Origin of the sequence: Prevotella merdae, from assembly GCF_900290275.1 — a bacterium.
GTDB classification, from domain to species: domain Bacteria; phylum Bacteroidota; class Bacteroidia; order Bacteroidales; family Bacteroidaceae; genus Prevotella; species Prevotella merdae.
This window is the reverse complement of record NZ_LT985324.1, coordinates 773,585-792,573: the sequence shown is the minus strand read 5'-3', so window position 1 is coordinate 792,573 and position 18,989 is coordinate 773,585. Positions and strand designations below refer to the sequence as shown.

Sequence of the window (18,989 nt, the reverse complement as noted above, 5' to 3'; positions counted from 1 at the left end):
TGTTGATGACAACGGGAATCAAGGCAGACAACATTCCCAATCAAGAGCCGGTAACATTAGCCTCAAGTGTGTCTTATAAGAACAAAAAGTCGGACAACGGATTATATTCGTTGCCTTCCAATGTGCATCCTACCAGTGGTGAGATTACGCACAACAATTATTATGACGTTAACGGAGATGGCATAATGGAGGTTATCGGAACAAGTTCCAACAATGGCAATTACCTCCATCTTGTTTCCACACCTACTGGCAATGTGCTGCAATCTATTTCGAACAAGGAATATCGTGAACTCAAAAAATTTATAAAGTTAGACAACACAGAAGCTGTATATGCTTACACGGGAAATGCAACCTATGGTGCCGTACATTACATTGCTCCGTGGAACAACCTCGCCCAAACAACAGCCATATCTGTAGGAGATTGTGTGTTTGGCGACCTAAATGGTGATGGCTTGATCGACTATATTGATTGGAACGATTACAATTCGTTTGACTCAAAGAAGAATGTTATTAATGCATACATCCGCAAGGCTGATGGCACTTATGAGCAGCAACAGCTTGCCATTACCGATGATGCAAACGAACTGACAACAATAGCTTTGGGCAACTACACTCCTGGCTCAAGACTGCCTTCACTCTCAGACGGAATGTTTGTAAAAACTGGCGAAAGAGAATATATAGACGAAACGGAGGAAACAGATGCTGAAATGTCTTCAATGATGAAGAGCGTTGCATCAGACTCAGAGGGTTACGACTCTGCCGACAAGATATATTTTAAGGACATGAACGGTGATGGGCTGCAAGATATTGTAACCCAGAAATATGTTTTCTATAACCTCGGCAACAACCGCTTCTTCCGTAGCGCTCATGTAGGTAAGATATTTTCTGCCGACGTTAACGGCGATGGCATCAACGATTATGTTGACTTTGGCGCTGGAAAGGTGACACTATATCTCACAAAAGCTGACGGTAGCCTTGGAGATGGCAAAGAGTTGTTTGAGAACTCAGCCATGCAGAACGCCTTTTTCGGCGATTTCGATCGCGATGGCGATGTAGACTTGCTGTTCTTCATACCTAATAAAGACATCACATACATTGTATTCTATCGCAACGACGGCAACGGCGAGTTCAAGCGCAAAGAGACATATATCGACGGCAAGTACACAAGCTACACCTGTAAAGACTACGACGGCGATGGCTTGTATGAAATTATTGCAAGCTTAGCAGATGATAATTATGGTACTTACGACTATCTCTTAAAATGCGACCTAAAGAAAGTAGAGGTTACTGTAACCGCCTTGGACTATGCCAATATCGTTGTAGGCGATTTCAACAACGACGGATTTACCGAGTATGGTTATAGTACTGGTTATCCCTTATATACCTTTGTTTATGGTCCTATACCTAACGCAAAGAAGAACACAGCACCTTCAAAGATGCAGAAGCCTCAAGCGCAATTCTTTGCCGATGCCAACAAGTTGCGCATAACATGGCAACGCGGCTCCGACGCACAAACATCAGCATGCGACCTAACCTACGAGCTACGCATAGGCACACAGCCTGGCAAGGGTGACATTCTTTATGCAAACTCATTGGCAGACGGTAGACGCCGCAACCTTTTCGGTGGCAATATGGGCATGGCATTAAGCTATATGTTCGATGCCGAACGACTTGACGCTGGCAAATATTATATCTCTGTACAAGCAATAGATGCTGGTGGCTTGGGCGGAGCATGGTCAGACGAATGTGTGTATGAGCATAAACAGACTGCACCATCTATTGCACAGTTGCCTGTTAACATCACAGCTGCTGATACTCTGCAGCTACGCGTCAACAATCCACGTTCTGATGCAAAATATACATGGAATGTAGAGAACGGAACCATCATCAGCCAAAGCAACAATGGTAGCACAGCACAAGCCATTCTGCATGCTGCAGGCAACCTAAAGGTAAGTGTTGCAATGGAACTTGGTGGACAGACATACAAGAGCAAAGAAAAGACTCTCAGCGTGTTGCCGTTTACCAAAATCTTTGATTACTACACATTAGAATTTTATAACGTTTTTGATGCCAACCAAGACGGCAAACCTGAGATTTACAATAGAAACAACCCCATCTTCAACTTCAACGCAAAAGGAGAAAAGACAGAGATAAAGAAGAGCTTTAACTCAGATCTATCAGACAGAATGACTCCGTTTGATTACAACTACGACGGCTACCCCGATTTCTTGTTGGACAGAAGTTCAAAGAACGTATATCTCAATAGCGGCGAACAAGACAATGATTTTGAGTATATAACAGACGCTGGAGTATATTCGTCGCCGTCATACCCTGCCACAAAGCCTATATTAGACTACAATAATGACGGAAAAATCGATTTCGTAGGCTATCTTAACACAACTAAAGAAAGCGACACTTCACTGAAAACAACAGAACAAAATTTCGGCTATTATAAGAAATCAGGCACAATATGCGATTTCAACAGAGATGGCTATTGGGACATTGCTTTGGACGAGTATGGGAAGATTAACGTCTATATGAAAACCGCTTCGGCTAATTTCGCTAACGATTATGAGCAGAAGCTGGCAGTGAAAACAATTGACGATGGAAATGGACATCTTGAAGGCATTGCTGACCTGAACAATGACGGCTACCCTGACTTTTTGTTGAAAAATAACAACAACGAGCATGTTGTCATTAAAGGAAAGCCTGTTGACCAATGGCCATGTGACGAAGTGGTGATGACCATTCCTTCATCGTATTCACTAACTGTTTCAAATGATTTGGACAATAACGGCTTTGTTGATTTAGTAACACGTCTTAAGTATCATCCAGTAGGTGGCGATCAAACCCAATATTGTGTTTATCTAATCCAACCCGATTTCAAGTATACAAAGGTAAACTATCCTTATAGTACAGACTTTATTTCCGATCAACTTCTCTGGCAGCCACTATTCTCTGGCGACTACGCCAATGGTCTAAAGTCGAATATCAAGAACGAGGCACCTGCAGTTCCAGATAATCTACGTGTTGGAATTACCGATAAGGGTATGCTATTAAAATGGGACGACGCAAAGGACGACCGCACACCAGCGACACAGATGCGCTATAACGTCAGCGTGAAATATAAGAACAAGAAGGTTGGCGAAAAGAATGCTTTCCTCATCTCACCTCTCAACGGACTCGCAGACGAGGCTACGATATGTTCTAACGTTTTATACCGCAAGGCTACACAAATGTACATCCCGCTCGATGTTCTCAAGTCGGGCGAAAGCTACGAGGTTCAGGTGCAAGCCATTGACCTTATGGGTGCACATTCGCCAATGACCAAGCCCGTAGAGATAAAAGTAAATACCAATGGCTATCTTAGTGCCGCACACGAGATGGTGGCTAAGGGTGAGACTTGCAACGTGCAGTTTGTAGGAACACAGCCTTCTAACTACACCATCAAGGCAGGAACCGACGCCACTATAAACGATAAGGGCAACGGAAAACTTAGCATCTCATGGAGCACCAGTGGCGAGAAAACTATAGATATGATTGCAGACGGCTGCACATTCAGTACCATTGTAAAGGTGTATGCACCCGAAGATTTTGCTCTCGCCATTCCTTCTAAGGTGATGAAAGATACGCCTATAAGCGTGAAACGACCGAAGACCATGTTCGACAACGACATCAGCTACTTCAATGTTAAGGGTGTTACAAAGAGCCAGACAACCAACGATGGCTTTATCCTTACATTAGGAGATGCGGGCTACAATGAAGTTATTTCTTCGGTTGGCTTCAACGACGGAAGCGAATGTACATTCGTCAACAAGACTACTGTAACCGAAGAGACTATGCCTGATGCCAACATTACGGGCGTGCTTGCAGATGGCAACCATTACCGCGTAAACTGGAATACAAGCGTGCCACAAATGGTAGACCGTGTTGAGATATTGCGAGAAACAAACCGTTACAACGAGTTTGAAGTGGTAGCAACAATGCCTGTAAGCCAAGGTTCATGGCTGGACACAACAAGCGACAACCGCATACAGACACAACGTTACCGCATTCGTTTGCTTGCCAATAACAATATACAGACAAGCACATTCTCGGAGACACACAAGCCTCTTCATGTTACAATTTACAAGTCAGCCACAAAGGGCTATAGCCTTGTATGGAATGCTTATGAGGGAATGGATATTGAGAGCTACCGCATCCTGCGTGGCACCTCTACCGACAACCTTACACAGATAGCCGAAGTGGCAGGCAGCCTGCAAAACTATACCGATATCTCGGCTCCTGCAGGAACATGCCTCTATGCCATAGCCTACGTGCCCGCTTCTACACAACAGCTTGCTGAATCGTGTGCAATGCGTAGCAACACGTCAAACGCATACATGCTGTCTAATGCAGTAAGCACAACAGAGGCTACAGAGGCGGTAGCAGCAACAAGCATCGAGATAGGCATACTTGAGAAATACGATTCTAATACTCTATATGGTGGCGATTGTCGCTTCCATCTCACAGCAACGATGCTGCCTACCAATGCTTCTCTGTCGGGCGTTAAATGGTCGATAGTATCGGGCGACAACATTGCCCATCTGTCTTCTGATGGTGTACTCACATCTAAAGGTCTTGACTGGGGTGACGTTGTGGTTAGAGCTGAAGCAACAGATGGTTCAGGTCTATATAGCGAGAAGAAAATCTTCATTAAAGGCACCTACCACTACGAGGACATAGACCTCTACATGCCTAAGACCACCATCGAGGTTGGCGAGAAGATGCAGCTAACACGTGTTGCCTATCCAAGCTATCTGAAGGCTAGCTCCATTCTTGTCAATGCAACGAACAACTGCATCTATATTGACCACGACAACTATGTTGTAACGGGAGTAGAGCCAGGCTCTGGCATTATAGCGTTGACAACACGCGACGGATCAAACATTTCGAAGCAAATTACGCTCAAAGTGGTACAGCCTTCAGGCATTGAACAAATAAGCACAGCAACATCTAACACAACCAGATATTATAATTTGGAAGGTGTGCGTGTGCAGTCGCTTCAAAAGGGACATATCTATATCACAGATAAAGGCAAGAAGATATTTATCAAGTGATAAGCATTAACGTTTGCGGTCAAACAAAATTTTGTTTGGCCGCATTTTTTTATTTGCCATAACACATATTTATCTGTTTTTGGCGATTTTATTGTTATGCAACATGCCTGTTTTTCCAAGAAAAAACATTATTTTTGCATATTAGGAAACTTACAATACCAAAAAACAATAATATTATGCCTATAAAAAACAAGCTAACCGTACCGCACAACTACCCCGTTTGCCTACATCACGACTGCTCCATGGCTGCCTCTTGCCTGCACCACATTGCATTTGACAATCTGATAAAGCAGGAAGAGTTTCTGCGCCTTATCAGTCCTAACAAGTGCACCAAGGACGATGGATGTCCCTACTACCGCTGCTCTAATCCCGTGAGATACGCCCGCGGATTCACCGGATTCCAAAAGCAGATGTTCCCTCAGCAGTATGAACAGTTCATGACAACTCTTGTTATGCAATTCGGACGCAACCAATACTTTGCACGCAGACGTGGCGAAATTATCCTTCCACCCGAGGAGCAACAAATAATACGAACGCTTCTGCAGCAGATAGGAGCCGACCCCTCTATGGACTTCGACAATTATGAGGAACACATCTGCTGGAATGTCTAACCAGTAGCAATTATTCGACACGTCCAAGCCATTTATTCGCCCCGTCCAAATAATATAATATACTTGCCAGTACCAGTAGTAATAAACTGCAGTACCAGTTATATGAAACTCCAGTACCATATATATTAAACTGCAGTACCAGTTATATGGTACTGAAAATCGGTACTGGCAACTTACAAAGATATATAAATATAAAGTTAGGACACAAGTATCTGGGACTTATTTTCTATAACTTCCTATCTGACAATGAGGTGAACTATATTCTGAAGGATATGAAGGAAGCATCGGACGAAGACAATTTACTGAGGAATGAGATTAATCTGTATTCAATAAATAGGGAATATGGATTGTGCTGATTGAACTGAGGAATCAGATGAATCTGGATTCAATTAATAAAGAATACGGATTGTGCTGATTGAACTGAGGAATCAGATTAATCTGATGAATCTATATTCAATTAATAGGGAATACGGATTGTGCTGATTGAACTAAGGAATCAGATGAATCAGATGAATCTATATTCAATTAATAGGGAATACGGATTGTGCTGATTGAACTGAGGAATCAGATTAATCTATATTCAATAAATAGGGAATATGGATTATGCTGATTGAACTGAGGAATCAGAGATATCAGATGTATCTGGATTCAATAAATAAGGAATACGGATTATGCTGATTGAACTGAGAATCAGATTAATCAGATGAATCTATATTCAATAAATAGGGAATACGGATTATGCTGATTGAACTGAAGAATCAGATAAATCTGGATTCAATTAATAAGGAATACGGATTATGCTGATTGAACTGAGAATCAGATGAATCAGATGAATCTATATTCAATAAATAGGGAATACGGATTGTGCTGATTGAACTGAGAATCAGATGAATCAGATGAATCTATATTCAATTAATAAAGAATACGGATTGTGCTGATTGAACTGAGGAATCAGATTAATCTGGATTCAATAAATAGAGAATCAGAAATATAAGATAAATCAATATTCAATAAATAAAAGAGTTATGGAATATATCTACGAAAAAGAAACATATAAGATAAGGGGCTGCATGATGAACCTTTATAATGAACTTGGCAGCGGTTTCCTTGAAAAAGTATATCAAGAGGCTTTGGGTATAGAGTTTAATAATAATGGAATCCCCTTTCAAAGGGAAGCTCCATTAAAAGTCTATTATAAAGGTCAATTATTGCAGCAAGAGTATTTTGCAGATTTCATTTGCTACGATAAAATAATAGTAGAATTGAAAGCTGTATCGGAACTAACAAACTCTCATCGTTCACAGGTGTCAAATTATCTGAAAGCAACGAATTATGAATTGGGGCTGTTGGTAAACTTTGGCGCACCTGAATTGCAGATTGAAAGGCTCTATAATTATCATAAGCATCGAAATAAGAATAAGGATTGTGCTGATTGAACTGAGGTATCAGATTTATCAGTTTAATCTATATTCAATAAATAGGGAATCAGAGATTTCAGATGAATCTATATTCAATTAATAAGGAATACGGATTATGCTGATTGAACTGAGTAATCAGATGAATCAGTTTAATCTATATTCAATTAATATGGAATCAGAGATTTCAGATGAATCTATATTCAATTAATAGGGAATCGGAGATATCAGATGAATCTATATTCAATTAATAAGGAATATGGATTATGCTGATTGAACTGAGGTATCAGATTAATCAGTTTAATCTATATTCAATAAATATGGAATCAGAGATATCAGATGAATCTGTATTCAATTAATAAGGAATACGGATTGTGCTGATTGAACTGAGGAATCAGATTAATCAGTTTAATCTATATTTAATAAATAGGGAATCAGAGATATCAGATAAATCTATATTCAATAAATAGAAAATACGGATTGTGCTGATTGAACTGAGGAATCAGATTTATCAGTTTAATCTATGTTCAATAAATAGGGAATCAGAGATATCAGATGAATCTATATTCAATAAATAGAGAATACGGATTATGCTGATTGAACTGAGTAATCAGATGAATCAGTTTAATCTATATTCAATAAATAGGGAATCAGAGATATCAGATGAATCTATATTCAATTAATAAAGAATACGGATTGTGCTGATTGAACTGAGAATCAGATGAATCTGGATTCAATAAATAAAGAATACACAGATAAAGGAGTAGAAATAGAAAAAGCCGTATATCTGCCAAACTGCATCAAATGGTGCATGTATGGGCAGATATACGGCTTTAGTTTTTAATCCACAACAGTAAGCACCCCGTCGGCAACGCAGAACTTGACGTCTATGCCAGCATACATCATGCCGTAAATCTTTTTAGGGTCGTCGTGATATTGCGGACGCGGATCAAGCTCAAGTACCTTGCGCAAGGCTTCGAGTTCGGAATCATTAAACTTAGACGATACTGACTGTGGAATGATTACCGTAAGACGCCGTATGGCATGCTTGTCAACAAAGCCACTACGAGCGTCGGGATGACAATCGGCATAAGCCACATATGGCTTTATGTCGTATATGGGCGTGCCATCCATAAGGTCGGCACCAAGGACGTGGATAAGTGGACCACGAGTAGTATCGAGCTCTACATTGGCTATACGTACAGAGGAGAGTCCTAAACGATTAGGTCTGAATGGCGAGCGTGTGGCAAACACACCCATCCTAACATTGCCGCCAAGCAAAGGAGGACGTACAACGGGACTGTTTGCCGCATGCTTGTTGGCCGAGAATTCCCATACAAGCCATAGATAATCAAACTCGTCGATGCCGCGCAAAGCATCTGCATTGCGGTATTGAGGCACAAACTCGATTGTACCTTGCAGGCAATCGACAAGTCCACTTTGCTTTGGCACACCAAACTTTGTGGCAAATGGCGAGCGGAAATAGGCTATTGGTTCTATCTGCATAATTCAAAACTATAAACTTGCATTGTGTCATGGACTAAAAACCATAGCTGAATCCGAGCGATATATACTCCTTCATCTGCCAGTAACCAAGATCGCCATCACGTGACACTCCGTCGTCGAAGCGTGGATATAGGAAGAGGTTGCTTGAGATGTACTTGTTGACAACAAAGGTGAATGTATTCTCCCACTCCATTATAGCACGCTTGTATGTGGTGTAACCGTAGAAGCGAGTCTTCCAGCGCACATCCTTTGTAATCTGCCAGTTAAGATCGATAGTTATCTCAGAACCGAAGTCGGACTTTGTATGTTTGCCTGCGTCAATTCCAAATCGGGAGCCCAGATTCTTGTCGCGCACATACGTCAGGTTGTAAGCTATAGGAGCCAAGTGGGCAGAACCCTTAAGCTTGCCTTTAAACCAATTGACATTATAATCCATACCAAGCGAAGGATTGACATAGAGCGGAGCGAGGAACTTGGAATATACATGCGGGTCATTGCTCTTAAGACCGCGCATAAACTGGGTGCTGGCAATGAGCTGAATAGTGTAATACCACTTCTTTGAGGCTTGCAGTCCCACCTTGCCGGTATATCTAATAAGGTCCTCGGAAGCGCGAACTGTGTGTAACGTGTCGCCTTTTGTATTTTGGAAGCCAAGTCGCATCTCGAGCTTGTTGTCCCAACGGAAACGTTGCTTATTGTTGTAGTTGGCCTGAAGTGTTACGGTAGTAAGCATAGAGTAGTTGCTCTCACCACCCTTGTACCAGTTGTCCGAAATGTAATTCTGGAACAGCTGCAAGCTATAGTCGCCGCTGAAGGTCCAGAAGTTAGGTTTTTCCACATATATATTAATAGGTAAGGTCTCGGCCATGTCGTTGACCTTAGGCGACACCTTTTCTATAATATCGATAGATGTATCGACAGTCTCTTGCTTGGGTTTATGTACAGAACCGGCAAGGTCGAGCTGGTTTTGCGTGCCAAGCACAAGGTCGGGGCGATGCAGATATACATCAAGCAGCACCTTGTTGATGTCCCCCATCCTATTGTTGGACGACATACTGAACGCTGAACCCGCAACATCATGATAGAAAGTAAGCGGCACAAAGAGGCGACTATACTTGCCATCGGGTTCGGCTACAGAATCAGCTACATAAACAGAATCAACTCGGGCGCGAGCTACAGCCAGTGAGTCCATATATGACTTTACAAGCACGGGCACCGTGTCGGCAACATGCACCCTGTTGCGACGATAACGTGTTTGCGAATTTGCCGATAAGGCAAATAAAACGAACGAAAATATGATTATACTCCTTATATTCATAATACCTATATATTTTTTTGCCCGACAAAGGTAATAATAAAATTTGTAATTGTTTGTGGATTTCGCATTTTTATACTAACTTTGCAACTTGATTAAGTGGATATCGTAGAATATTAATTCTTTATAATTTTTTATCACCGTGGCTGAAACAAAGTACATATTTGTCACTGGCGGCGTAGTCTCTTCACTTGGTAAAGGTATAATCTCGTCGTCAATCGGTAAACTCTTGCAGGCAAGAGGTTACAACATCACTATCCAAAAATTTGACCCGTACATCAACATTGACCCTGGAACACTAAACCCCTACGAGCACGGCGAATGCTACGTGACTGTAGACGGAATGGAAACAGACCTCGACCTTGGTCACTACGAGCGATTCACTGGAATACAGACAACCAAAGCCAACTCGCTTACAACCGGCCGCATTTACAAGGCTGTTATAGATAAGGAGCGAAGAGGCGACTATCTGGGCAAGACAATTCAGGTTGTGCCTCACATCACAGACGAGATAAAGCGCAACGTAAAATTGCTTGGACAGAAGTATCACTACGATTTCGTTATAACTGAGATTGGCGGAACCATTGGCGATATTGAGAGCGCACCATTTATGGAGGCTATACGACAGCTGAAATGGGAATTGGGAAAGAACGCCATTAACGTTCACTTGACATACGTGCCTTATCTTAAGGCAGCTGGCGAGCTGAAGACCAAACCTACACAACACTCTGTAAAGGAACTGCAAAGTGTGGGTATACAGCCGGATGTGCTGATATTGCGTACAGAGAAGCATCTGGACGAGGGCATACTGAAGAAGGTGGCAAGTTTCTGTAACGTGGATATCGACTGCGTGATACAGAGCGAAGACCTACCAAGCATCTACGAGGTGCCAGTAAACATGCAGAACCAAGGACTCGATACAGCCATTCTGCGCAAAATGGATGAGCCTATTGGCGAAAAGCCTGCACTTGGCCCGTGGAAAACTTTCCTTGACCGCAGAAACAAGGCTACTGAGGTGGTAAACATTGGCATCGTAGGTAAGTATGACTTGCAAGATGCATACAAGAGCATACGCGAGAGTCTGTCGCATGCCGGAACCTACAACGACCACAAGGTGAAGATAACCTTCATCAACTCAGAATTCTTGACAGAAGATAATGTGGCCGAGAAACTTGCAGGACAAGACGGAATACTTATATGCCCGGGATTTGGACAGCGTGGTATTGAGGGCAAGATTGTGGCAGCCCACTACTGCCGTGTACACGACATTCCAACATTCGGCATTTGTCTTGGCATGCAGATGATGGTAATAGAATTTGCACGCAACGTGCTGGGATATGCCGACGCCAACAGCCGCGAGATGGACGAGAAGACTCCACACAACGTGATAGATATCATGGAGGAGCAGAAGAACATAACAAATATGGGTGGCACTATGCGTCTTGGCGCTTATGAGTGTGTACTTAAGCAAGGCTCGCGTGTGTTAGACATATATAAGAAGGAGCACATACAGGAACGCCATCGCCATCGCTATGAGTTTAACAGCGACTTCCAAAAGGAATACGAGCGTGCTGGTATGAAATGCGTAGGACGCAACCCTGAGAGCGGACTTGTAGAGATTGTGGAGATACCAGGTATGAAGTGGTATATAGGAACACAGTTCCACCCAGAATATCAAAGCACGGTATTGCATCCACATCCTCTGTTTGTCGACTTCGTGAAGACGGCAATAGAGAACCAGAAGAAGAAGTAATAGAATAAAAATAATAAGAAGAAAACAATTAGGGAGTTAACGGAAGTTGAAAGATTTTCCGTTAACTCCCGTTTGCGGTAAAAATAAAAATTAAATAACTAACAAATAACAAATTAAAAAAAGTGAACAAAAACAACATCATCGGCTTTGCGCTTATTGCCGCCGTACTGATTGGTTTTGGTATTTGGAATCAGCCGTCTGACGAACAGATTGCTGCACAGAAACACCAAGACTCTATCGAGAACGTGGCACGCCAAAATGCCGAAAATGCTGCAAAATTGGCAGCACAGCAAAAGATTGCACAAGCCAAGGCAGCCGCTGAGGCAGACACTACAGCTCTGTTTCATGCCGCTCTGAAGGGCAACGCTACCAACGTTGTGCTGAAGAACAAAGACTTGGAGCTGACCATTAACTCGAAGGGTGGCGTAGTGAGCAAGGCTGTTATCAAGAATTTTGAGGACCGTAACGGCAACAAGGATGTAACCCTGTTTGACAGTTCTACACAGAGCCTCAACTTTGCCCTGGCTGCAAAGAACGTTAACATCAACACAGCCGACCTTTACTTTACACCATCCAACCAAACAGACTCTACTGTGACTATGACAGCAGAGGCTGGTAAAGGCAAGGCACTTGTTATCAACTATGTTCTTGGCAAGGACTATATGCTCCATACACAGATGCAGGCTGTAGGCATGGCCAACGACTTTGCTCCATCCACATCACAGATGGATGTGCAATGGAAGGACCTTGTACGCCAACAGGAACGTGGCTTTACATTCGAGAACCGCTACGCCTCGCTCACCTATCACAAGACAGATGGTGGCACAGACTATCTATCTGAAGCTAAGAACTTGAAGGACGAGACTATAGAGGACAAGATTGATTGGGTAGCTTTCAAGAACCAGTTCTTCTCGGCTGTGATGATTGCTAAGAATGATTTTGCAGAGAATTCGCAGATGACAAGTATCCCGCAAGAGAAAGGTTCGGGCTATCTTAAGCAGTATGAGGCAAAGATGAAAACATCTTTCGACCCAAGCGGAAAGACTCCTTCGGAGTTTGACTTCTACTTTGGTCCTAACGACTTCCGTCTGTTGAACCGTGTGGAGAAGGAATGCCAGTTCAATAAGGACTTGGAGATGCAACGCCTCGTTTATCTTGGATGGCCGCTCTTCCGCATCATCAACCGTTGGTTTACTATCTATGTGTTCGACTTCCTCACTGGTCTGAACATCAACATGGGTATTGTGCTCATTCTCATCACCCTGCTCCTCAAGCTCATAACATATCCTATGGTGAAGAAGAGCTACATGAGCTCGGCAAAGATGCGCGTGCTGAAACCGAAATTGGAGGAGGCAACAAAGCACCTAAACAAGCCTGAGGACCAAATGCAGAAGCAGCAAGCTATGATGGCAGAATATTCAAAATATGGTGTATCGCCACTATCGGGCTGTCTGCCTATGCTTATACAGATGCCTATCTGGATTGCAATGTTCAACTTTGTGCCTAACGCCATTCAGCTTCGTGGCGAGAGCTTCCTTTGGATAAAGGACCTCTCTACCTACGATCCTATACTTGAGTGGAACACAAATCTATGGCTTATAGGTGACCACCTCTCGCTAACATGTATCCTCTTCTGTGTAGCCAATGTACTATACTCGCTTATGACCATGCGCCAGCAGCGTGACCAGATGGTAGGACAGCAGGCTGAGCAGATGAAGATGATGCAATGGATGATGTTCCTTATGCCGGTAATGTTCTTCTTCATGTTCAACGACTACTCGGCAGGCTTGAACTTCTACTACTTTGTTTCGCTGTTCTTCAGCGCAGCCATCATGTGGACTTTGCGCAAGACTACAAATGACGAGAAGCTTCTGGCAATTCTCGAGAAGAAGTATGAGGAAAACAAGAACAACCCAAAGAAGCTTAGCGGTCTTGCAGCACGCCTTCAGGCTATGCAGGAGCAGCAGATGGAGCTACAACGCAAACGCGAGGAACTTGAGCGCAAGCGCAAGGGATTGTAATTATATAATATAATGTAGAAGGGTGTATCAAGACTTGCAAATTGGGGAAAGCCTTCTTTTGTAGAGTATTGACACACCCTCCTTACGTTTATATTTAATATATACATCTTTTTTATTGTGAATCATTACTCTTAACAATAAACAATGAACAAAACATTAACATTAGCTGTCGCTGCCGCAATAGGTTGCGCCAGCGTCAATGCAGAGGCACAGACTATGATTGGCAAAACTACTGACGTGGCTGCTATCAGCAAGGGCGACCGTATGACAGCCGAAACCCTTTGGGCTATGGGACGTATTGGTGGAGCAACAGCTTCGCCAGACGGTAAGACTATTGCCTATCAAGTGGGCTACTACAGCGTTAAGGAGAACAAGAGTCACCAGATGCTGTACACCGTGTCGGCCGATGGAAAGCTTCAACGTACATTAACAAATACAGCCGCAAGCGAAACTGATGCCGCATGGATTAATGGAGGCAAGCGCATTGCTTTTCTTTCAAAGGGACAGTTGTGGACAATGAATGCCGATGGATCTGACCGCCGTCAGCTTACAAAAAGCGACATAGACATCGAGGGCTTTAAATTCTCGCCAAACGAGAAAAAGGTATTGCTTATCAAGTCGCTACCCTATCATGAGAGTATAAAAAAGAATCCAGACGACCTTCCATTGGCTACAGGTCGAGTTGTTACCGATCTAAACTACCGTCATTGGGACCATTATGTTGAGACAGTTGCCCATCCCTTTGTGGCTAATGTTACAGAGAACGGTGTAGACAACGGTAAAGACATTATCGAGGGTGAGCCATACGAATGTCCAATGGCTCCGTTTGGAGGTGTAGAGCAATTGGCTTGGAGTCCCGACTCAAAGACCATTGCCTATACTTGCCGCAAGAAGACGGGTGTAAACTATGCCATCTCTACCGACTCGGACATATTCCTATATGATGTTGCGGCTGGTTCTACCAAGAATCTTTGCAAGCCCGAAGGCTACAAGGCACCAGAGGTAGATCCTACAACATCTATGAAGAACCAAGCAGTGAACCATCAGGAAGGTGATGTAAACGTAGGATATGACACAAATCCTCAGTTCTCGCCCGACGGCAAATATGTGGCTTGGCAGTCGATGAAGCACGACGGATATGAGAGCGACCGCAATCGCCTTTGCGTATACACATTGGCTACTGACGAGAAGAAATATGTTGCAGAAAAGTTCGACTCGAATGTTGACGCATTCTGTTGGGCAGCCGATTCGAAGACTCTATACTTTATCGGATGCTGGCACGCTTGCGTAAACATGTATCAGACCAACATCAACGGCGAAGTAAAGCAGTTGACAGACGACTGGATGGACTTTGGCTCTATACAGATGCTTGGCAATACTGGCAAGATCCTGGCATCGCGTCACAGCATATCACAGGCCGACGAGCTATATATCGTTACTCCTGGAAAGGACGTAAAGAAAACAAAGGTACAGCAGGTGACATGGGAGAACAAGGCCTTCTACGACCAGCTTGAAATGGGTAAGGTTCAGGAACGCTGGGTAAAGACTACAGACGGCAAGCAGATGTTGGTATGGGTTATACTTCCACCACACTTCGACGAGAACAAGAAATATCCAACATTGTTGTTCTGTGAGGGTGGTCCGCAAAGTCCTGTAAGCCAATTCTGGAGCTATCGTTGGAACTTCCAGATAATGGCAGCACATGACTATATCGTTATTGCTCCAAACCGCCGCGGTTTGCCAGGGTTCGGTTCGGAATGGAATGAATCTATTTCGGGTGACTGGACCGGTCAATGTATGGACGACTATCTATCGGCCATCGACGATGCTGCCAACAATCTGCCTTATGTAGACAAGGACCGCTTGGGATGTGTAGGTGCAAGTTTCGGAGGTTTCTCGGTATACTATCTTGCAGGTCATCACAACAAGCGTTTCAAGGCATTCATTGCACACGACGGAGCATTCAACCTTGAGTCGATGTATACAGATACGGAGGAGGCATGGTTCTCTAACTGGGAGTATGACGACGCCTATTGGAAGTATGTAAAGACAAACCGTGCCAAGCGCACCTATTCGCACTCGCCACACAAATTTGTAGACAAGTGGGATACACCTATCCTTTGCATACACGGCGAGATGGACTACCGTATCAATGCAAACCAAGGTTTTGGAGCCTTTAATGCAGCACGCCTGCGTGGCATACCAGCAGAACTGCTTATCTATCCAGATGAGAACCATTGGGTATTGAAACCACAAAATGGTGTATTGTGGCAGCGCACATTCTTTGGATGGCTAGACAAGTGGCTGAAGTAAATTCAAAAATCAAAATTAAAAACTTATATTATGGTTCAAAAAGTAAATCAACTGTTGAACGATAAGGCATGGGCACGTTGGACAGCCCTTGTACTTATCGCTTCAATGATGTTCTTCGGCTACATGTTTGTCGATGTAATGTCACCAATTCAGGCTCTCATGGAGAGCGAGAAGGGATGGGGTCCTGACACCTTCGGTACCTATGCCGCATCCGAGTATATTGTTAACGTGTTGGGCTTCCTCATCATCGCAGGTGTAATCCTCGACAAGATGGGCGTTCGCTTTACTGGTTTGCTGTCGTCGTCAATGATGTTCATTGGTGCATTAATCAAGTTCATCGGTATTACCGACTGGTTTGCAACAACAGCTTTCTCTCATTGGCTCGACTCATGGTGGGTAACACTTCCTGCAAGTGCCAAGATGGCATGCTTCGGCTTTATGCTCTTCGGATGTGGCTGCGAGATGGCAGGCACAACTGTATCAAAGGCAATAGCTAAATGGTTTAAGGGTAAGGAGATGGCTCTTGCTATGGGTCTTGAGATGGCAATTGCCCGTGTTGGTGTGTTTGCTATCTTCTCAATATCTCCAATTATCGCAAGCCACTTCGGCACAGTTGTAGCTCCAGTTGCATTCTGTACAGTATTGCTGCTCATCGGACTTATTACATTCACCGTGTTCACATTCATGGACAAGGCTCTCGACAAGCAATTGGGCGACACAGAAGAAAGTGGCGAATCGGAGGAAGAGTTCAAGTTCAGCGACCTTGGCAAGATATTCTCTTCACAGGTATTCTGGATTGTAGCCCTCCTCTGCGTGCTATACTACTCGGCTATATTCCCATTCCAGCGTTATGGAGCAAACATGCTACAATGTAATCTCGACGGCATCTCGCCAGAGGATGCAGCCAACATCTTCCGTTGGTTTCCTATCGGAGCTGCTGTAATCACGCCGTTCCTTGGCAACTTCCTTGACCGCAAGGGTAAGGGTGCCACAATGCTTATATTTGGTGCCATGCTCCTTATCTGCTGCCACCTTGTATTTGCCTTTGTATTGCCAGAGACAAAGAGTGCACTTATCGCCTACTCTACCATTGTGCTATTGGGTATCTCTTTCGCTCTCGTACCTGCCGCTTTGTGGCCAAGCGTACCAAAGATTATTGACGAGAAGATACTTGGTTCGGCCTACTGTCTTATCTTCTGGGTACAGAACATTGGTCTTTGCTTCGTGCCGAAACTCATCGGCAACCTCCTTGCATCTACCAACGAAAACAACCCGGCAGTTATCGCAGCCAAAAATGCTGGCGCCGACTTTATCCCTTACGACTACACAGTACCACTCATTGTATTCGCAAGCTTCGGCGTGTTGGCATTGCTCTTCGCCATATATCTGAAGGCTCTTGACAAGAAGAGAGGTTTCGGACTTGAGGAGCCAAATATTAAGAAATAGCAAGTAGAGCAATTATAGAAGTCCTTGCTAAGCATATTATAAAACATAGCAAAAGCAAAATACTTTAGGCTAAACAATCAGCAAATAACTTCTACACTTGCAAGACTTGAATAAACAGAGAAAGCCATAACACAAATCCCAAAACGGATTATGTGTTATGGCTTTCTCTGTTTTATTATGTGTCAATAATTATAGTATTGAAAAAACTTAAGCAAGGCCTGTATTTAGAAGATTGTCGTTAACAGTCTGAATGCGCACACGATACTTGTCTGCATAATAAATGTTCATCAGTCGACGTGCCTCAAATTGTGTAGGTGTTAGCGCCAATGCCACATGTCCCATGGTTCTACGAAGGTTAAGTTCTACACACGGATGCAACCAGAAACCATCTTCACCATCCTTGGCTATCGACATCATGTCAATACCGAAAGGTCCTACATACTTGTCTTTAAACTGATTGGCAAGTATTTTCTTTATCTGACCACAAATCCGGTCGAGTAACTTCAAGTCGACATAATGCGACAACATCTCGCGCTTATCAGACTCGGTAGCACATATGCTACCAGTATAAGCTCCGCCACGAGTGGCAAACAACGACAAACCACAATACTCAATAACGCCTTCGGCTGTGGCATAAAACTCCATACCAAAGTCGTATACCTTTGGATAAAGAGGCTCAACCATTATTCCACCCTGCTGACGCAGAATATTGCGCACCCAACCCAACACATGATCGTCTGGTTGTTTTGCAGGAACATAACGCACACCTCTGCCACTACTGCTCCAAGGCGACTTAAGCACACTTGTGCCATAACGCAACATTACAGCCAATACATCAGCCTCTGTCTCGCAATAACTACTCTCGCCTACAACCTTACAATTGGTGTCGTGCAAGATAGGAAGCAAATGCTCGGAGGCAAAACGTCGGTTGCTAAGCTGTCGCATAATATCGATGGAAGCATCATCTGGCATGAAAGCCTCCAGACGGCTGTCGGCACGCAACAACTGTTCTTTTATGGTGCAATCCCATCCCCATGGCATAATATGTACATGCACATTATCAGATAGCTCAAGTTTCTTTAAGTCGGAAAGCGTTATAAACTCCACCTTATGAGCATTTTTCCTAATATGTCGCACGGCCTCTAATGCAGCCTCAACGTCATCAACAATCACAAAGTCGGAATCATTGGCCCATAAAGCTGGGATAAAGCCAAGGTCAGCACGCATCTGTCTACCAGCATGAGGTGCCGTGAAACGCTTCTGATTGGCAGCAAGGGCAATGTCGTGTTCAGGATTAAACACATGAATACGTATCTCGTTGGAATCTTTCATCATTTAAGCATTTATATTTATAGTACAAAATTACCTATTTTTTCTTATCCACAAGCAATCTTCAACCAAAACCATATAACAGAACTGTAAAAAACAGCCTACTTCAATTAATTTGTTGTACCTTTGCATATGCTTAACGGCACAGACACTGGCTGTGCACATTTATAAATTATTATAT

At 43.5% G+C, this 18,989-nt stretch carries 11 protein-coding genes; 8 read left to right on the top strand and 3 right to left on the bottom strand.

Annotated elements, in window-relative coordinates:
• The first annotated feature begins 5 nt into the window (after nucleotides 1–5).
• The 4 genes from C9991_RS09830 to C9991_RS09815 all read left to right on the top strand — a co-directional run bounded on the left by C9991_RS09830 (nucleotide 6) and on the right by C9991_RS09815 (nucleotide 7,146).
• Complete coding sequence (locus C9991_RS09830) at nucleotides 6–5,099, top strand: FG-GAP repeat domain-containing protein (protein WP_106812355.1); 5,094 nt, start codon at nucleotides 6–8, stop codon at nucleotides 5,097–5,099.
• A gap of 176 nt (nucleotides 5,100–5,275) precedes the next feature.
• Nucleotides 5,276–5,710: a DUF6078 family protein gene (locus C9991_RS09825; RefSeq protein WP_106812354.1), complete on the top strand. Its 435-nt coding sequence runs from the start codon at nucleotides 5,276–5,278 to the stop codon at nucleotides 5,708–5,710.
• A gap of 146 nt (nucleotides 5,711–5,856) precedes the next feature.
• Complete coding sequence (locus tag C9991_RS09820; RefSeq protein WP_106812353.1) at nucleotides 5,857–6,066, top strand: hypothetical protein; 210 nt, start codon at nucleotides 5,857–5,859, stop codon at nucleotides 6,064–6,066.
• Nucleotides 6,067–6,735: 669 nt separating this feature from the next.
• On the top strand, nucleotides 6,736–7,146 hold the full coding sequence (locus C9991_RS09815; RefSeq protein WP_106812352.1) for a GxxExxY protein: 411 nt from the start codon (nucleotides 6,736–6,738) through the stop codon (nucleotides 7,144–7,146).
• Between the two features lie 819 nt (nucleotides 7,147–7,965).
• Here the strand turns inward: C9991_RS09815 and tsaA are convergent.
• Entirely contained in the window at nucleotides 7,966–8,631 is a 666-nt protein-coding gene (gene tsaA / locus C9991_RS09810; protein ID WP_106812351.1) for a tRNA (N6-threonylcarbamoyladenosine(37)-N6)-methyltransferase TrmO, read from the bottom strand.
• A 34-nt stretch (nucleotides 8,632–8,665) separates the two neighbouring features.
• Entirely contained in the window at nucleotides 8,666–9,949 is a 1,284-nt protein-coding gene (locus C9991_RS09805) for a DUF3078 domain-containing protein (RefSeq protein WP_106812350.1), read from the bottom strand.
• Nucleotides 9,950–10,088: 139 nt separating this feature from the next.
• Here C9991_RS09805 and pyrG point away from each other — a divergent pair, with 139 nt between their 5' ends.
• The 4 genes from pyrG to C9991_RS09785 all read left to right on the top strand — a co-directional run bounded on the left by pyrG (nucleotide 10,089) and on the right by C9991_RS09785 (nucleotide 17,479).
• Complete coding sequence (gene pyrG / locus C9991_RS09800; protein WP_106812349.1) at nucleotides 10,089–11,699, top strand: CTP synthase; 1,611 nt, start codon at nucleotides 10,089–10,091, stop codon at nucleotides 11,697–11,699.
• 122 nt (nucleotides 11,700–11,821) lie between these two features.
• The gene (gene yidC / locus C9991_RS09795) at nucleotides 11,822–13,720 is read left to right on the top strand and encodes a membrane protein insertase YidC (protein ID WP_106812348.1); all 1,899 of its coding nucleotides are present in this window, start codon (nucleotides 11,822–11,824) and stop codon (nucleotides 13,718–13,720) included.
• Between the two features lie 144 nt (nucleotides 13,721–13,864).
• A complete protein-coding gene (gene dpp5 / locus C9991_RS09790; RefSeq protein ID WP_106812347.1) occupies nucleotides 13,865–16,033 on the top strand; it encodes a dipeptidyl-peptidase Dpp5 in 2,169 nt (722 codons plus the stop codon).
• 30 nt (nucleotides 16,034–16,063) lie between these two features.
• On the top strand, nucleotides 16,064–17,479 hold the full coding sequence (locus C9991_RS09785) for an MFS transporter (protein WP_198643782.1): 1,416 nt from the start codon (nucleotides 16,064–16,066) through the stop codon (nucleotides 17,477–17,479).
• 207 nt (nucleotides 17,480–17,686) lie between these two features.
• Here C9991_RS09785 and C9991_RS09780 read toward each other — a convergent pair whose 3' ends face one another.
• Complete coding sequence (locus C9991_RS09780; RefSeq protein ID WP_106812346.1) at nucleotides 17,687–18,814, bottom strand: hypothetical protein; 1,128 nt, start codon at nucleotides 18,812–18,814, stop codon at nucleotides 17,687–17,689.
• Between the last annotated feature and the right edge of the window lie 175 nt (nucleotides 18,815–18,989).